This window comes from Pseudomonas syringae pv. tomato str. DC3000 (genome assembly GCF_000007805.1).
GTDB classification, from domain to species: Bacteria; Pseudomonadota; Gammaproteobacteria; order Pseudomonadales; family Pseudomonadaceae; genus Aquipseudomonas; species Aquipseudomonas avellanae.
Window position 1 is genome coordinate 6,048,202 of record NC_004578.1, and the last position, 16,552, is coordinate 6,064,753.

Annotated in this window: 16 protein-coding genes; 10 read left to right on the plus strand and 6 right to left on the minus strand. The window is 58.6% G+C overall.

The window, feature by feature from the left end:
* Positions 1 to 566: 566 nt before the first annotated feature.
* The 3 genes from tauA to tauC are packed head-to-tail and all read left to right on the plus strand — an operon-like array spanning position 567 to position 3,201.
* Entirely contained in the window at positions 567 to 1,544 is a 978-nt protein-coding gene (tauA, locus tag PSPTO_RS27485; RefSeq protein ID WP_011105422.1) for a taurine ABC transporter substrate-binding protein, read from the plus strand.
* Between the two features lie 17 nt (positions 1,545 to 1,561).
* Positions 1,562 to 2,347 (plus strand): taurine ABC transporter ATP-binding subunit, encoded by a 786-nt coding sequence (tauB, locus tag PSPTO_RS27490; protein ID WP_005767098.1) that lies wholly within the window; start codon positions 1,562 to 1,564, stop codon positions 2,345 to 2,347.
* Positions 2,344 to 3,201, plus strand: a complete 858-nt coding sequence (gene tauC, locus PSPTO_RS27495; RefSeq protein WP_011105423.1) for a taurine ABC transporter permease TauC — start codon at positions 2,344 to 2,346, stop codon at positions 3,199 to 3,201. Before tauB ends, tauC begins: the two co-directional genes overlap by 4 nt.
* Positions 3,202 to 3,547: 346 nt before the next feature.
* Here tauC and PSPTO_RS27500 read toward each other — a convergent pair whose 3' ends face one another.
* Positions 3,548 to 3,988 carry a hypothetical protein gene (locus PSPTO_RS27500; RefSeq protein WP_011105424.1) on the minus strand — a complete coding sequence of 147 codons (441 nt, stop codon included), beginning with the start codon at positions 3,986 to 3,988 and terminating at the stop codon, positions 3,548 to 3,550.
* Between PSPTO_RS27500 and PSPTO_RS27505 the strand changes: the two genes are divergently transcribed.
* The gene (locus tag PSPTO_RS27505; protein WP_011105425.1) at positions 3,987 to 4,442 is read left to right on the plus strand and encodes a tRNA (cytidine(34)-2'-O)-methyltransferase; all 456 of its coding nucleotides are present in this window, start codon (positions 3,987 to 3,989) and stop codon (positions 4,440 to 4,442) included. The two genes, PSPTO_RS27500 and PSPTO_RS27505, sit on opposite strands and share 2 nt — an antisense overlap.
* Before the next feature lie 68 nt (positions 4,443 to 4,510).
* On the opposite strand, the gene secB is transcribed toward PSPTO_RS27505, so the two are convergent.
* From secB to PSPTO_RS27520, 3 genes are read right to left on the minus strand one after another with little or no spacing between them, the layout of a single operon-like run.
* On the minus strand, positions 4,511 to 5,005 hold the full coding sequence (gene secB, locus PSPTO_RS27510; protein ID WP_005621582.1) for a protein-export chaperone SecB: 495 nt from the start codon (positions 5,003 to 5,005) through the stop codon (positions 4,511 to 4,513).
* A 40-nt stretch (positions 5,006 to 5,045) separates the two neighbouring features.
* A complete protein-coding gene (gene grxC / locus PSPTO_RS27515) occupies positions 5,046 to 5,297 on the minus strand; it encodes a glutaredoxin 3 (RefSeq protein ID WP_005621585.1) in 252 nt (83 codons plus the stop codon).
* Positions 5,298 to 5,299: 2 nt separating this feature from the next.
* Positions 5,300 to 5,713 carry a rhodanese-like domain-containing protein gene (locus PSPTO_RS27520; protein ID WP_004397172.1) on the minus strand — a complete coding sequence of 138 codons (414 nt, stop codon included), beginning with the start codon at positions 5,711 to 5,713 and terminating at the stop codon, positions 5,300 to 5,302.
* 156 nt (positions 5,714 to 5,869) lie between these two features.
* Between PSPTO_RS27520 and gpmI the strand changes: the two genes are divergently transcribed.
* The 6 genes from gpmI to PSPTO_RS27550 all read left to right on the plus strand — a co-directional run bounded on the left by gpmI (position 5,870) and on the right by PSPTO_RS27550 (position 14,828).
* Entirely contained in the window at positions 5,870 to 7,402 is a 1,533-nt protein-coding gene (gene gpmI / locus PSPTO_RS27525) for a 2,3-bisphosphoglycerate-independent phosphoglycerate mutase (protein ID WP_011105426.1), read from the plus strand.
* 152 nt (positions 7,403 to 7,554) lie between these two features.
* Positions 7,555 to 8,877, plus strand: coding sequence for a murein hydrolase activator EnvC family protein (locus PSPTO_RS27530; protein WP_011105427.1), 1,323 nt, complete (start codon positions 7,555 to 7,557; stop codon positions 8,875 to 8,877).
* A 33-nt stretch (positions 8,878 to 8,910) separates the two neighbouring features.
* Positions 8,911 to 10,248, plus strand: a complete 1,338-nt coding sequence (locus PSPTO_RS27535) for a S41 family peptidase (RefSeq protein WP_005767110.1) — start codon at positions 8,911 to 8,913, stop codon at positions 10,246 to 10,248.
* Positions 10,249 to 10,251: 3 nt separating this feature from the next.
* Entirely contained in the window at positions 10,252 to 11,034 is a 783-nt protein-coding gene (locus tag PSPTO_RS27540; protein WP_007246844.1) for a divergent polysaccharide deacetylase family protein, read from the plus strand.
* 252 nt (positions 11,035 to 11,286) lie between these two features.
* A complete protein-coding gene (locus tag PSPTO_RS27545; RefSeq protein WP_046463716.1) occupies positions 11,287 to 13,113 on the plus strand; it encodes a M60 family metallopeptidase in 1,827 nt (608 codons plus the stop codon).
* 218 nt (positions 13,114 to 13,331) lie between these two features.
* Positions 13,332 to 14,828, plus strand: a complete 1,497-nt coding sequence (locus PSPTO_RS27550; protein ID WP_046463717.1) for a trypsin-like serine peptidase — start codon at positions 13,332 to 13,334, stop codon at positions 14,826 to 14,828.
* A gap of 4 nt (positions 14,829 to 14,832) precedes the next feature.
* Here the strand turns inward: PSPTO_RS27550 and PSPTO_RS27555 are convergent, their stop codons facing one another.
* A complete protein-coding gene (locus tag PSPTO_RS27555) occupies positions 14,833 to 15,588 on the minus strand; it encodes a substrate-binding periplasmic protein (RefSeq protein ID WP_046463718.1) in 756 nt (251 codons plus the stop codon).
* Between the two features lie 186 nt (positions 15,589 to 15,774).
* A complete protein-coding gene (hisF, locus tag PSPTO_RS27560) occupies positions 15,775 to 16,545 on the minus strand; it encodes an imidazole glycerol phosphate synthase subunit HisF (RefSeq protein WP_005767116.1) in 771 nt (256 codons plus the stop codon).
* Positions 16,546 to 16,552 lie beyond the last annotated feature (7 nt).

A 16,552-nucleotide genomic window follows, 5' to 3' on the forward strand; every position in this document is an offset into this window, starting at 1 on the left:
TGCAGTTATTAAGAGTATTCAGTTATATGTCACAACTCGTGTCAGCCAGGACGTCACGGACGTGTATCGACCTAATTGTGTAATTCCCAAAATTTATTTTGGGACCATTCGTCAGATCGTTTGGTTTTGTGCACCAGACTGCCCAAATTGAGACTGACCAGTCACAGGCCCCCACGGCACTGCGTTACTGGCAAGCCAGCAAAAGCCTTGTAAAACGGGCACTTCGAAGAGATTAAGCGGTTAATGTGACAGTTGTCACCACTTTGACGGCAGGCGTTGTGCCATCGCAAAATAATTTCGAAAATCCGCTCAAAACAGGCTTTTTGGGCACTTTTTACCACTCAAAACACGCATTCGACTGTAGTCCAGATGAACAAAAAAGCAATTTCAGTGTCGTGCGCCACTGGCTCGGGCCGATTGGCCGATGCGAAACCTGGCGATCGTGTGCATGCATGCAGCAGAACACCTCATAAGCTAATGCCTAAAAGTTATTTATTTTAGGATTCTTAGATCACTTAGTCTCCATCTCCAGCCTGTCCCCGGCCCGTCTGATTCGGAGCTTCATCATGAAACTGCATTTTTCCCTGCGCCTGCTGACAGCGCTGTCGTTGACTGGCGCAACCTTTCTCGCACAAGCAGCCGATTTTACGGTTGCCTACCAGACCACTGTCGATCCAGCCAAGGTGGCGCAGGCCGACAATGCCTACGAAAAAGCCACTGACTCGAAAATCGCCTGGCGCAAGTTCGACAACGGGGCCGACGTCATCACTGCCATCGCTTCGAGCGACGTACAGATCGGGTATCTCGGCTCAAGCCCTTTCACTGCGGCCGCTACGCGCAAACTGCCGGTCGAGACCTTCCTGATCGCCACTCAGATCGGCGCTGCCGAGGCACTGGTTGCGCGCAATGGCTCGGGAATCAATTCGCCTCAGGACCTGATCGGCAAGAAGATTGCCGTGCCGTTCGTTTCCACCGGCCACTACAGCCTGCTCGCGGCACTCAAGCACTGGAACATCGACCCGGCCAAGGTCACGATTCTGAACCTCGCGCCGCCAGCCATTGCCGCCGCGTGGAAACGCGGTGACATCGACGCGACCTACGTCTGGGACCCGGCGCTGGGTGTAGCCAAGGAAACCGGCAAGGTGCTGATCACTTCCGGCGAACTGGCCAAGGTTGGCGCGCCGACGTTCGACGCCTGGATCGTGCGCAAGGACTTCGCCAGCAAACACCCGGAAGTCGTCAAAGCGTTCGCCAAAGTGACGCTGGATGCCTACGCCCAGTATCGCCAGGACCCTGCGGCGTGGATCGCCAACCCGGCGAACGTCGACAAGTTGACCCGGCTTTCCGGCGCCAAGGCGTCTGACGTACCGGAACTGCTGCAAGGCAATGTCTATCCGCTGGCCACCGAGCAGAGCTCACTGCTGGGCACACCGACCATCGAAGCGGTAGCCAAAACTGCGGCGTTCCTTAAAGAACAAGGCAAGGTCGACGCGGTGCTGCCTGATTACTCGCCGTACGTCAGCAACGCATTCATCCCGCAATAAATCGCGAGGAAATCCCCATGGCTTTGTTGCAGCTGGAGGGCATCGGCGCTCACTACCCCGGTGCAGCAGCACCCGTGCTGGAGAACATCAACCTGAGTCTGGGGCCACAGCAATTGCTGGTGGCGCTCGGGCCGTCAGGCAGCGGCAAGACCTCGCTGCTGAATCTGATTGCCGGGTTCGTCACACCCAGCGGCGGGCGCATCACGCTGGACGGCAGCGCCGTCGAAGGGCCAGGTGCCGAGCGCGGCGTGGTGTTTCAGGATAATGCACTGTTGCCCTGGCAGGACGTGCTGGCCAATGTTGCATTTGGCCTGGAACTGGCCGGGGTCAGCCGCAGCGAACGCGAAGCAAAGGCGCGGGAAATGCTGGCGCTGGTGGACCTGATCGGCTTTGAACAGCGGCGTATCTGGGAGCTGTCCGGCGGGCAACGGCAACGCGTGGGTCTGGCCAGAGCGCTGGCAGCCGACCCACGCATTCTATTGATGGACGAGCCCTTCGGCGCACTGGACGCTTTCACCCGCGAACAGATGCAGGAATTGTTGCTGCAAGTCTGGCAACGCACCGCCAAACCGGTGTTTCTGATTACCCACGATATAGAAGAAGCGGTTTTTCTCGCTACTGACCTGATTCTGCTGGCGCCCGACCCCGGGCGTATTGCGCAGCACCTGCAACTGGACTTCGGCCGCCGCTACAGCGCTGGCGAGTCGGCTCGTGCGATCAAGTCTGACCCAGGCTTTATCGAAACCCGCGAACAGGTGCTGGCCAGCGTGTTTGCCCAACGTGCCGGAGAACAGCGCGCATGAGCAGCCATGAGCCGATCAGCAGCCATGAACTGACAGGCATCGCCAACCTTGCAGGTAAACCACCTGTCGCCCGCAGGCCGCGGGTCTATCCGGGCACCCGGGCCATCAGCGCTCTGACCCTCGTCACGCTGCTGGCCCTGTGGTGGGCGGTAACGGCCGGAGGCTGGATCGAGCCACTGTTCCTGCCGCCGCCAGCGGATGTACTGGGCAAAGGCTGGCTACTGATGACCAAGGGCTACATGGACTCCACGCTCTGGCAGCATCTGGGTGCCAGCTTGCAACGTATCGGCCTGGCCTTGGGCGCAGCGACTCTCACCGCGATTCCGGTCGGCATTGCCATCGGCCAGAACCGCATCGCTCGCGGGATTTTCGACCCGCTGATCGAGTTCTACCGTCCCATCCCGCCATTGGCCTACCTGCCGCTGATCGTGATCTGGTTCGGCATCGGCGAGTTTTCCAAGGTGCTGTTGATCTACCTGGCGATCTTCGCGCCGATTGCCATCGCCACAGCCGCCGGGGTGCGCACCGTGGACCCTGCCAGGGTGCGGGCTGCGCAATCGCTGGGGGCCACGCGCTGGCAACTGATTCGCCATGTCATCGTGCCCAGCGCGTTACCGGACATTCTTACCGGCATTCGCATCGGCCTGGGCGTGGGTTGGTCGACACTGGTCGCCGCAGAACTCATCGCCGCGACCAGCGGGCTTGGCTTCATGGTCCAGTCGGCTGCGCAGTTTCTGGTGACTGATGTGGTGGTACTGGGGATTCTGGTCATCGCCATCATCGCTTTTGCCATGGAACTGGGCCTGCGCGCGCTGCAACGCAAACTGGTGCCGTGGCATGGTCAGCATCATTAATGCATCAGTATGGGTGTTTGCATCGTGACGGTGCGCACATTGAGTGCATCTCCCGAGGCTGCGCAATCAAGCGAAAGGCACCGCTCAGAATTCGAGACGCTAAAGTGACAGGCGTGCAAAGCGTTTTTCAAAAATGTTGCCCAAGGAGCAGACCCGAGGAATAAATCCAGCCTATTCAATGACTTAAAGGTTTTAAAGACACTACAACCAAGCGGTATGTAATCCGATATGACTATGAAAATGCGTTCTTTCGGATTAATTCTCAAAACTGGCACGCACTCTGCAATAAGTCTTGTATCACCCGTTTTGGGGACCTTGGTACAGGCAGGCCGGGGATTCCCCTCTTTTATTCCTCCCGGAGACTGACCTCCAGTCTCCAGCGCCCGTCCACCTTCTCAGTGCGCCAGTCGCCATGAAGCGGACGGGCTGCCAGGAGCGTCAGCACCAAGCCCTTCTCCCCTTGCTCTACTTTCCAGCGTGCGACCTTGTTGTCGAACCTCAACTGGCCCGTCCACGGCCGCCCCGACGCATCGACGTTGAGCACTACAGCGCCATCGACCGTCGCCCCCTGATACTTGGGCTCTTCGTTGAACCACAGCACCAGCCCGGTGGGTAATTCCTCAATCTGCTCAAGCTCGACGGGGTCTGGCTGCTGCAAGCGACCGATAATCGTACCCACGGTGAAGCCGACAATCGCCATAGAGCCAAGAACGCGTGGCCAGAGCTTCGGTCTCGGGTCCTCTTCAGGGGTAGAATGCATCCCGTCCTTTTGTCCGGAGCCGTGCATGTTTCACGTCATCCTTTTTCAACCAGAAATTCCGCCGAATACCGGCAATGTCATCAGGCTGTGCGCCAACAGTGGCTGCACCCTGCATTTGATCGAGCCGTTGGGTTTCGAGCTGGACGACAAGCGCCTGCGCCGTGCCGGTCTCGATTACCACGAGTATGCCACGCTGCAGACGCACGCAGACCTGGCAAGCTGCCTGGAGAAGATCGGCAACCCTCGGTTGTTCGCCTTCACCACCAAAGGCTCGCGGCCTTTTCATGATGCGAGCTTTGCGCCAGGCGATGCGTTTCTGTTCGGCCCTGAAAGCCGTGGCCTGCCCGCCGACATTCTCGACTCGCTGAGCAGCGAACATCGCCTGCGCCTGCCCATGCGCGAAGGCTGCCGCAGCCTGAACCTGTCCAACACCGTGGCGGTGGCCGTCTATGAAGCGTGGCGCCAGCACGGGTTTGCCTGACCGCGAGCTGCCAGGCACAAAAAAGCGCCCCGAAAGGCGCTTTTTCATCGCTGTAATAGCCGTAATGCTTACTGCACAGTCGGCATTGGCGTTTCGCCAGCTTCCTGCATGCGTTGCAGCTCTTGCGCGTACAGGGCGTCGAAGTTCACCGGGGCCAGCATCAGCGCAGGGAACGAGCCACGTACGACCAGATTGTCGATGGCTTCGCGAGCGTACGGGAACAGGATGTTAGGGCAGAACGCGCCCAGTGTGTGGCTCATTGCGGCGTCGTCCAGACCCTTGATCAGGAAGATACCGGCCTGTTGCACTTCAACGATGAACGCAACTTCTTCGCCATTGTTGACGGTCACCGACAGGGTCAGCACGACTTCGTAGAAATCACCTTCCAGCGGCTTCTGACGAGTGTTCAGGTCCAGGCTGACGGTCGGCGTCCACTCCTGGCGGAAGATTGCCGGGCTTTTTGGCGCTTCAAACGACAGGTCGCGAACGTAGATACGCTGCAGGGAAAATTGCGGGCCGTTTTCTTCGTTGGCAACAGCGCCGTTGTTCGGTTGATCGGTCATCTCGGATCCTTGTCAGATAGGGCTGAAAGATTAAAGGGAATCAGGCCAGCAGGGCATCAAGCTTGCCGGCACGTTCCAGAGCAAACAGGTCATCGCAGCCGCCCACGTGGGTCGGGCCGATCCAGATCTGCGGTACAGAAGTACGACCGGCCTTCTTGGTCATTTCGGCGCGCAATTGCGGCTTGCCGTCGACCCGGATTTCTTCGAAGGCCACGCTCTTGCTCTGCAACAGCTGCTTGGCACGTATGCAATACGGGCAGTAGTCGCTGGAATAGACGATGACTTGAGCCATGTTCATTTCACCAGAGGAAGATTATCGCCGCGCCAGCTGGAAATACCGCCGGACAGCTTGGCCGCCTTGAAGCCGGTTTTGAGCAGCTCGCGGGCGGTAGAGCCCGCATGCTGCCCCATTGCATCGACTATGATCAACGTCTTGTCCTTGTATTTCTGCAGTTCGGCGGTGCGGGTCAGCACCTTGTCCTGCGGAAAATTCAGGGAGCCAACGATGTGGCCGGCGGTGAAGTCCTTTTTCGAGCGCACGTCGATGACCACGCCCTGATCGCTGTTGACCAGTGCGGTCAGCTCGCGAGTGCTCAGGCTGGCGCCGCCCTTGCTCAGTTCGTAAGCAATCAGCAGGCCCAGCAGAATGACGAAGGCACCGGTGATCAAATAGTGGGTAGTGGCGAATTCAAGCAGGTGAGCAACCATCAGTAGGTTCCAGGGCGTTAAAATGTCGGCCAGTATACACAGCAGCCAAGGTCGGCCAAAGTCCGTACGGCAGTGACGCCGTTGGAACTTGTCCCTAAAATGCCGTTCCCTTGTACTTTGTTACTCTCTTTATTCAACCAGCATCGAGTGGGTTCTATGACTGCCACGCCAAAACCTCTGGTCCTTATCATCCTCGATGGCTTCGGACACAGCGAAAGCCACGAAGGCAATGCCATCCTGGCGGCGAAAATGCCCGTCATGGATCGCCTCTACAAAACCATGCCCAACGGCCTGATTTCCGGTTCGGGCATGGACGTCGGTCTGCCGGACGGGCAGATGGGCAACTCCGAAGTCGGGCACATGAACCTCGGTGCCGGTCGCGTGGTGTATCAGGATTTCACCCGGGTGACCAAGGCGATTCGTGACGGCGAGTTCTTCGAGAATCCGACCATCTGCGCCGCGGTGGATAAAGCCGTGAGCGCCGGCAAGGCGGTGCACATCATGGGCTTGCTGTCCGATGGCGGCGTGCACAGCCATCAGGATCACCTGGTGGCCATGGCCGAGCTGGCGGTAAGACGTGGCGCCGATAAAATCTATCTGCATGCGTTTCTCGACGGTCGCGACACACCACCGCGCAGCGCGAAGAAATCCCTCGAACTGATGGACGAAACCTTTGCACGTCTGGGCAAGGGCCGCATCGCCACGATCATCGGCCGCTACTTCGCCATGGACCGCGATAACCGCTGGGACCGGGTATCGACGGCCTACAACCTGATCGTCGACAGCAGCGCCGAATTTCACGCAGCTACCGGCGTCGCCGGGCTTGAAGCCGCTTACGCGCGTGACGAGAACGACGAGTTCGTCAAGGCCACGCGCATTGGCGAGCCAGCCAACGTAGAAGACGGCGACGCCGTGGTGTTCATGAACTTCCGCGCCGACCGCGCCCGTGAACTGACCCGTGTTTTCGTCGAAGACGATTTCAAGGACTTTGAGCGCGCCCGCCAGCCCAAGGTCAATTACGTGATGCTGACCCAGTACGCGGCCAGCATCCCCGCGCCTTCGGCGTTCGCCGCCGGCAGCCTGAAAAACGTGCTGGGCGAATACCTGGCAGACAACGGCAAGACTCAACTGCGCATTGCCGAGACTGAAAAATACGCCCACGTCACTTTCTTCTTCTCGGGCGGTCGTGAAGAACCGTTTCCGGGCGAAGAGCGCATTCTGATCCCGTCGCCGAAAGTCGCGACCTACGACCTGCAGCCGGAAATGAGCGCGCCGGAAGTGACCGACAAGATCGTCGACGCCATCGAGCATCAGCGTTACGACGTCATCATCGTCAACTACGCCAACGGCGACATGGTTGGCCATAGCGGCATCATGGAAGCGGCGATCAAGGCCGTGGAATACCTCGACGTGTGTGTCGGACGGATTACCGATGCGCTGGAGAAAGTCGGCGGTGAAGCACTGATCACCGCCGACCACGGCAACGTCGAGCAGATGACCGATGACGCCACAGGCCAGGCGCACACCGCGCACACGTCCGAGCCTGTACCTTTTGTGTACGTCGGCAAACGTCAGTTGAAGGTCCGCGAAGGCGGCGTTCTGGCCGACGTGGCGCCAACCATGCTGCAACTGCTGGGCATGGAAAAACCGCAAGAGATGACCGGCCACTCGATCCTTGTGGAAGAGTAACCGTTAAAAACCGGCCTATAGCCATCAGGCAAGGCCGGTTTTTTATGCTTCAAGCCCTAAAGCAGTGGCTGCGGGGCGTTTTTTTTGCAACGCATGGCGGGCATACTAGGCCTGACATTTTTTCTCACAATTGCCCGGTATCGCCCACCCACATGCTTCGCGCCTTGATCGCCCTTGCTCTGATCTGCCTGCTCAATCCGGCGTTTGCCGAAGACGAGCGTGTGCAAACCCAAAAACAGATAGATGCTGCGCGTCAGGATGTGACGGAGCTGCAAAAGGTCCTGAGCAAGCTTCAGGAAGAACGCACAGGCGTCCAGAAAGACCTGCGCACCACTGAAACCGAAATGGGCAAGTTGGAAAAGCAGGTCGAGGTCCTGCAAAAGGAACTAAAAAAGACGGAAGCCGAGCTGCAAAAGCTCGACAGTGAGAAGAAAAAACTCAACAGCGCTCGCGTCGAACAACAGCGCCTGATTGCCATCCAGGCCCGTGCCGCCTATCAAAGCGGCCGCCAGGAATACCTCAAGCTGTTGCTCAACCAGCAGCACCCCGAGAAGTTCGCCCGCACCCTCACCTATTACGACTACCTGAGCCAGGCGCGCCTGGAGCAGCTACGCAACTTCAATGAAACCCTGCGCCAGCTGGCCAACGTCGGAAAAGAAATCGACCTGCAACAAGCACAGCTACTGGTGCAGAAGAGCAACCTGGACAGCCAGAGCGAAGAACTGGCCAAAGTCCGCCAGGAGCGTCAACAGGCACTGGCCAAACTGAATCAGGACTACAAAGCTCGCGATCAGAAACTGCAGGCCCGTCAGCAGGATCAGGCTGATCTGGCCAAAGTCCTCAAGACCATCGAAGAAACCCTGGCGCGTCAGGCACGTGAAGCCGAAGAGGCTCGCCAGAAGGCGCTGGTTGCTGCGCGCGAGGCCGAAGAGAAACGTCAGCGCGAAGCTGAGGCCATCGCCCGCAACAACAGCACCAGCCGCAGTAAAAGCGCTGATGAACCCGCACCGCATCGCCCGGTCAAAGCCCCCGGCGCAGTCGTTTCCAGTGCCGGTGTGTCCTACGGCGGACCTTTTGCAGAGGCCAGGGGAAAACTTCCATGGCCAATCGATGGTCGACTGCTTGCGCGTTTCGGTGAAGCACGCGGTGATGACGAGCGGACCAAGTGGGACGGCGTCATGATCAGTGCCACAGCCGGCAGTCAGGTCCATGCCGTACATGGCGGACGAGTGGTGTTTGCCGACTGGTTGCGCGGTGCCGGGCTTCTGGTCATTCTGGACCACGGCAATGGCTATTTGACCCTATACGGGCATAACCAGAGCCTGCTCAAGTCGGCAGGTGACATTGTAAAAGCCGGTGAAGCGATTTCCACGGTCGGCAATAGTGGTGGTCAGGACACGGCAGCGTTGTACTTTGCTATTCGTCAGCAGGGTCGCCCCAGCGATCCGGCCCAATGGTGCCGCACTCAAGGATAAGCCGGCGCCAATATCTGTAGGAGTTCGTTAGACATGCTGCATTTGTCCCGCCTCACCTCGCTGGCCCTGGCAATTGCCATCGTTATCGGCGCGCCCCTGGCGCAAGCTGCCGAAAAAACCGCGCCAGCCACGCCTGCAGCAGTCGCACCCGCCAAACCCAATGCCAACGCCAAGCCGCCGCTGCCGCTTGACGAGTTGCGGACCTTTGCCGAGGTCATGGATCGGGTCAAGGCTGCCTACGTCGAGCCGGTGGACGACAAAACGCTGCTGGAAAACGCTATCAAGGGCATGCTCAGCAACCTTGATCCGCACTCGGCCTACCTCGGCCCGGAAGATTTCCAGGAGTTGCAGGAAAGCACCAGCGGCGAATTCGGTGGTCTGGGCATCGAAGTAGGCGTCGAAGACGGCCTGGTCAAGGTGGTTTCGCCCATCGACGATACCCCCGCCTCCAAGGCTGGCATTGAGGCAGGCGACCTGATCGTGAAGATCAATGGCACGCCGACCCAGGGCCAGAACATGCAGGAAGCAGTCGACAAGATGCGCGGCAAGATCGGCGAAAAAATAACGCTGACATTGGTGCGCGATGGCGGCACGCCGTTTGACGTAACGCTGGCGCGGGCGACCATTCAGGTCAAGAGCGTCAAGGCGCAGATGCTGGAAAACGGCTACGGCTACATCCGCATCACCCAGTTCCAGGTCAAGACCGGCGACGAGGTCGGCAAGGCGCTGGCCAAGTTCCGCAAGGACAACGGCAAGAAGATGAGCGGCCTGATTCTCGACCTGCGCAACAACCCTGGCGGCGTGCTGCAATCGGCAGTGCAGGTGGCGGACCACTTCCTCACCAAAGGCCTGATCGTCTACACCAAAGGCCGCATCGCCAATTCCGAACTGCGCTTCTCGGCCGACCCGGCAGACGCCAGCGAAGGCGTGCCACTGGTGGTGCTGATCAACGGCGGCAGCGCCTCGGCATCTGAAATTGTCGCCGGCGCCCTGCAAGACCAGAAACGCGGCATCCTGATGGGTACCGATACCTTCGGCAAAGGCTCGGTGCAAACCGTTCTGCCGCTGAACAACGATCGCGCACTGAAGATCACTACGGCGCTGTATTACACGCCGAACGGTCGCTCTATTCAGGCGCAGGGTATCAACCCGGACATCGTGGTACGTCGGGCCAAGGTCACCAGCGAAGCGGACGGCGAGAACTACAAGGAAGCCGACCTGATGGGTCACCTGGGCAACGGCAATGGCGGCGCCGACAAACCGACCGTCAAAGGCAGCGCAGCGGCCAAGGCGCGTCCGCAGGATGACGACTTCCAGCTCAGTCAGGCGCTTAGCCTGCTGAAGGGGCTGAGTATCACCCGCGGTAACTGACGGGTGCGCTTTCTCGGCTCGCTTCTGTTGGCACTCTCGATCACTGGCGCTGCGCATGCAGCGCCAGTCGATCATGCTGAAAAAACCTCGAAAGCCTACTTCACCCTGATCATCGACGATCTGGGCCAGAACCCGGTGCGCGACAGCCGTACTCTGGCGCTCCCAGGCCCGGTCACGCTGGCGATCATGCCCGACACCCCGCACGCCACCGAGTTTGCCCGCGAGGCCCATCGCGCCGGTAAAACGGTGATTCTGCACATGCCGATGGACCCCGCGACCGGCCCTTACGCCTGGCACCCCGAGCTGCCTCTGCCGGAACTGGAAAGTCGTCTGAATGCAGCGCTGTTGAAAGTGCCGTATGCCGCCGGTATCAATAACCACATGGGCAGCCGCATGACCGCCGAGCCGGTAGCCATGACCTGGCTAATGGCCGAACTGCAGCGACGTCATCTGTTTTTCGTCGACAGCCGCACCAGCGCAAAAACCGTGGCCGCCGCCGAGGCGCAGCGCATCGGTCTGGCCAGCGTTTCGCGCGATGTGTTCCTGGACGACGAACGCACGGCCGAAGCCATCACCCGCCAATTGCAGACTGCAATCAAACTGGCCCAAAAGCACGGTTCAGCGGTGGTTATCGGTCACCCCTACCCGGTCACGCTGGACGTGCTGGAGCGCGAGCTGCCCAAGCTCAAGGCTCAGGGCGTCGAATGGATCGACCTGCGCAGCATGATCAGCGAACGCGGCAATCAGGCGAGTGCGGCGCATGGCAAGAATGGACTTTACCGCTGATCCCGTTAACAACGAAACGTGCCTATCAGTTCTGCTAGTAACCTTCTGCCAAGAGCCGACTCATACTGCGCTGAACTGGTTTGGACATGGCCGTAACAGCGCGGTAGGCAGCATCCTGTTGCACCCGTCACCCACCCTTGCTGTACCAGACGATTGTAGGCGCGAGCGCACGGTGTCTCACCCGCGATGCTTACCCTTCCCGACTTTTTTTCCTGGATACAACGTATTCGGGCAGCAAGAGGTAATGATTCGATGGACGACTTTACGACAGTCAATGCAGGAGCAAAGGGTGCGCAAGAATTTATCTGCGGCACCGACACTTCATACTCTGAAGAACAATCAACGCGTATAATTTCAATTGCCGCAACCAGCATAGCGGCCATTTCAGATGATCGGGTCGAGGTTATCGTCGGCGTCAGAGGAGCAGCGCCTGGGGCGATAGTTGAGGCGTTCAGAGCGGACGGCATATGGGCCTCTATCGGCTCGGTGGTCGGGCCTCAGCTGTCCAACCCGGATGTACCTTCAAGCTATCTTATGGACGCTGAGCGCATTAGTCTACGCATAGCCGGCTTTCCAGGCACTCAGGTTACGTTTTACGTCCATCCGATACTGACCCGCTTGTCATCACACGAAAACAACGATGGCAGTATCTCGGTGACCGGATCTACTACGATGCGGTCAGGGTTGGTGGAAGCGTTGTCCGGCAATGCCTGGAAAGGCATCGGTATCGTCACCGAAGGCGTCTTCTCCAACACGGCAGTTCCGTCTACCTATCTGTATAACGCTAATACAATGCGGGTTCGCGTGCGTTACAACGTTGGAGTTGTAGCCTCCGGCGCGCTTGATTCAACGCTTGAGTTCCCTCATCCACGGTCGGTGCTTATTCAACCGCTGCAATCTGCCGCTGCAGAGCAGGCGGCGATGTCTTGGCGATTAAGGTGGGCCGATTATCAGCCAACAGGATATTTTGCGCCGGCGGGAACAGACGTTGAGCTATGGATATCGGGCAATACTGAAAACCTGACCGTGCTGGTCGGCACACAAGGCATGGCGGACCGAAACAACCCGTTCAGGCAATCCGAAAACATGCGGGAGACACCTCTATTCAAAGGAAAGAACATTATCCGAGATCCCTTGGGAGGTGCGATTCACATCCGTAAATTAATCGGAAACACGACCGGCGCAGCTCGGATTGTGTTTATGCGTGGGGCGATACCGATGCCCTACTATGTCAGTGGTGCCACTGCCCAACTACAATGGCTATTAATGCTGCTGCTGACAGAAGCGCCCGAAGTGGAGTTGGTGGGTGCACGCATAGTCGTTGCGGCGCTTAAAGAGACGGCGCTCAAGTTCTCGAGTATCGGCGCTCAAGCGGTGATGCGCTCTCATGAAGAAGTGATGCGACTGGAAGCAGAGGTCAGCGGGCTGGATGGCTCTGCGCCTATTCATACCAGGCCTGCTTTGTTGATCTATGCAGTGGAAGGTTCAGGCACTGCAAACCCCCATGCAACCACAGGTTGCATCGTCCTGCCCCACACGGACTATATCAGCCAGTATAACGAGGCCCTACTTGGGGGGCTGGCAGCCGAGCGATGGGTTACATTGCACGAATATGGCCATCATTATCAGACCTCTTACAACTCGTACGGTCCTTTTGGCGAAGTCACCGTCAATTTATATGCCCTTGCAGTCAGTCTGCACTACATAAACGAATACACATACGTCTTCCCTGATCGCTGGTCTGGCACTGTGAATTGGCTGGCATTACCACGCACTGCGAAAACCTACGGGGCGCCCGAATCTGACCCGCTGGCAATGCTTGAACAACTGCGCAAGGGGCTGGGTGAGGGTTTTATGCCCGCATGGCACCGTTACATCAGAGAAAACCCAGGCGAGGCGCCAGGCCTAAAATACTTTGTGCTGTCGGCGTGCATTGCGGCTAAACGTAACCTCACTGAGTTTTTCGCTGATTGGGGCTTGCTCAAAGTCACAGACACCGAAGTGTGGATCGCTGTAAGCGCACTTGGCTTTCCCTACCCGTCACAGCGACTGACCGCGATCAGGCCTTATAGGGATTAAGCAGCGTTCGGTTGCGGCTGGTTGTAGACCGACACTTGTCACACAGCGCGAACCAACGGATACACTCCCCAGGTTCGCGTCAGCACTTTCTAAAAGCGGAGTAGGCCAAATCTGTTTTCCATGTCCACCGCCGTTTCAGCCTTGATAACCCTGTCGATTCCGGCTTAAAGGAAGGTGTCTCCATGACGGAGGCCAAGACACTGCTATCAAGGATGATTATGAAATTACCCACGATTACAGGTGCGTGCTGTATCGCCGCACTGCTGCCCTTTTCCATTCATGCTGCCGCCACAGACCTGGGCGAAGGACTGCTTTCCCTTGCCCCCTCCAAAGTCCTGCTCAATGCCGATAGCTCACGCGACCACTGGAACGGAATCGGTCGTATCAAGAGCAAGGGCGGGTCGAGCTGCACTGCTACGCTGATCGACACCCGAAGCCCGGACAGCACGCCTGACGCCCCGGCCTATGTAGTCACCAGTGGCCACTGCATCAGCCGACAGAACGGCGTGATCATCACCGACCGTGAGGTCGAAGGCAGTATCCAGTTCAACTTCTTCACTGACAGCACGGCGCGCAGCTATCCGCTGAAACGCATCAACTGGAGCAGCATGCAGGGCGTGGACCTCGCCGTTGTCGAGTTGCAGCCAACGCTCAAGTCGCTGATCGACGACGGCATTCAGCCGCTTGCACTGGCCAGCGAAATGCCGGAGCAGGACCGCGAAATTCTATGGGTGGGTGCCCCGCTCAACAAGGATACCGGGCATCTGCGCATGGCAGCGTGTGTGCATCAGCCGTCGGAGGTGATCATGGAGCAGCCTTGGGTCTGGCGTCAAACGGTGCGCAATCAATGCCGGGATGTCGATACCGGGGCCTCCGGCAGCCCGCTTCTGACCCGCGACAACAACGAGGTTTATGCGGTCCTGAACCTCACCAACCAAGCCTCGTCGGATAACGCAACTGAAAACTTCAGTGACGAAATACCCGGCTTTCCACCCATGGTCGCCGACAGTAACTATGGCAACCCGGTCACGCTGCTGAACAAATGCTTTGTCGACGGCACGTTGAGTACGGATCCGGCAATCTGTGACCTGTTTCCAACGTTCTCGGTCGACTTTGAAACGCTGGGCAGGCAGCCGGCGCAGCTTGCAAGGGTGCAACTGGATGCCGAAGGCAGGAATGTCTATCCGTCCTGGGACCTGCGATTTCTGATCGATACGCCGCTGTACCGTTACAAGAAGGTCGACTCGGCCATGCAGTGCGAAGACCCGGTGGGTTACAGCCACACCATCAGCTCACAGGATGCGGCCATTGATGATCCTGTGGATCGGCAGATCGGAATCAACTGGCTGTGCATGATCGGCGTGTCTTCGGCAGAGCACCTTCCCACTGTCGGTCTGATGCGCAATGCACTGACGCTTGCCATCGAGCTGCAACCGGCGGGACCTACACCTGAGCCGCAGGTGAAGATCGGCAAAAACCGCTTTGGCGCATCATCGGTCAGTTGGTCCTATGAGCATCGCTTGATCGACCACTACACGGTCAAGATGGGTCCACCGGATACTACTGACTGTTCGGAGCCTGAAGGTTTCAAAACCCAGCTCCGCGACCTGACACTGCGCGCAAAGTCGCTGCCGCAGAAGATCTGCACCTACGCCCACGATATCAATGGGCAGCATTCTGCCTTACGCGAAGACATCGTTCCCGCAGCCGGTTGAGCGGTTACTGATAGCGCGCCTTGACGGCGTCCACCCAGCCTTCGGTGCGCATCTGGTCAAGCGCCGCTTGCAAGCGGTTGACGATCTCGTCGGGCGTGCTTTTGTTGACGGCCAGGTACAACTCGGCGCTGTTGAAGCGCAGCGCTGTCTTGAACCCGCTGACACCTTCAAGCTTCGCCAGATAACGACCTACAGGATCGCCCACCGCCCACAGGTCGATCTGACCATTGGCCAGTTTTTTAACGTTGTCCCGGTCACGCAGCATCAGGATCGGATTGAGCCCCATGGCGTTCAGGCGCTCGCCGATAGCATCGCCCTTATAGGCACCGATCCGGTAATCCTTTGCCTGCTCCAGCGACGCTAACGTGATGGGGCTGTCACCGCGGGCGAGCATGATCCAGTCATAGGAACCTAACGGGCCGATCCACTTGAACAGCTTCTCCCGCTCGGGCAGGCGGGTGGTGGAGAACACGCCGTAGCCAGGCTTGTCGAGGGCAAGCTTGTAAACGCGATCCCACGGAAAACGCAGGGTCATGCTGTAGCCGATGTTCGCGCGCTTGAACATCTCGCGCACCACTTCAGCGGCAATGCCGTCGATGTTGTTTTCCTGAGCGAAGTTCTTGCCATCGACCGCCATGTTGAACGGCGGGAAATTCTCGGTCAGCAAGACCATGGAATAAGGAGGTGACTCGCTGGCCTGGGTGCTTTCGCTCAACAGGATGCCGACCCCGATCAGGGCAAGGAAAAAACGTTTGAACATGTTCCGGCACTCGATCGTGAACGACGCATGCAGAGTGCCGTGAACCCGGTGCACTGTCTAGCCCGGTACTTTGCGATGTCGCTTACAGACAATAAACCGGGGCGAAGGGCCTGAAACGAAAACGAGCATCGATCGTTTCAAGCTTATGGGCTCAAACAAGCGACGCTCGCTTTTTTGCAGGACGATTTAACGCACCACAATCCCGCGACTGGCCATGTACGCCTTGGCCTCAGGAACGGTGTATTCGCCGAAGTGGAAAATACTCGCCGCCAGCACTGCACTGGCATGGCCTTCGATCACGCCCGCAGCCAGATGCTCAAGGTTTCCGACACCGCCCGAGGCGATGACCGGGATGCCCAGCGCATCGCTGATGGCGCGGGTGACGCCCAGGTCGAAGCCGTTTTTCATACCGTCCTGATCCATGCTGGTCAGCAGGATTTCGCCAGCGCCCAGATCTTCCATCTTCTTCGCCCAGAGCACCGCATCCAGCCCGGTAGGCTTGCGCCCGCCGTGGGTGAAGATTTCCCAGCGCGGGGCTTCGCCAGGGCCGGAAACCCTCTTGGCGTCGATAGCAACCACGATGCACTGCGAGCCGAAACGGGCGGCGGCTTCACCGACAAATTCCGGGTTGAAGACTGCGGCGGTGTTGATCGAGACCTTGTCAGCACCTGCGTTGAGCAGGTTGCGGATGTCCTGCACGGTGCGCACGCCGCCGCCCACGGTCAGTGGAATGAACACCTGGCTGGCCATGCGCTCGACGGTATGCAGCGTGGTGTCACGGCCATCGACGCTGGCGGTGATGTCGAGAAAGGTGATTTCGTCGGCACCCTGCTCATCGTAACGACGCGCGATTTCCACCGGGTCGCCAGCATCACGGATGTTCTCGAACTTGACGCCCTTGACCACTCGACCGTTGTCGACGTCCAGGCAAGGAATGATGCGTTTGGCTAGGGCCACAGAGTCA